Source organism: Gemmiger formicilis (genome assembly GCF_016901605.1).
Classification (GTDB): Bacteria; Bacillota; Clostridia; order Oscillospirales; family Ruminococcaceae; genus Gemmiger; species Gemmiger formicilis_B.
This window is the reverse complement of the sequence record NZ_JACJKP010000623.1, coordinates 1-273: the sequence shown is the minus strand read 5'-3', so window position 1 is coordinate 273 and position 273 is coordinate 1. Positions and strand designations below refer to the sequence as shown.

1 pseudogene is annotated in these 273 nt (G+C 48.7%); it reads left to right on the top strand.

The annotated features are described in order from the left end of the window. Nucleotides 1-181: pseudogene (locus H6B10_RS16195) on the top strand (phosphohydrolase); the annotation flags it as partial. Between the last annotated feature and the right edge of the window lie 92 nt (nucleotides 182-273).

Genomic DNA, 273 nt, shown 5'->3' with positions numbered 1-273 from the left:
GGAAAGCCAGGTACAAGTCAGCGACGGGACGATTCTCTTGCGTCTGCGCATTGATACATCGTCCTGCGCGTTGATGGATTATTTTGAGATTTTTCTCGACCGTATGCGCCTGTGCCGGGAAGCTGCCAAAGTACTTGGCCAAACATTTGCCCTGGAAATCAACGGGCAAAAAATGATTTGAAACAAAAAGCGCTCACCTTGTGCCATCTGCACAGGTAAGCGCTTTTTCTCATTTTATGGCAAGCCGATATCTCGCCAGTACACAGGCGCATA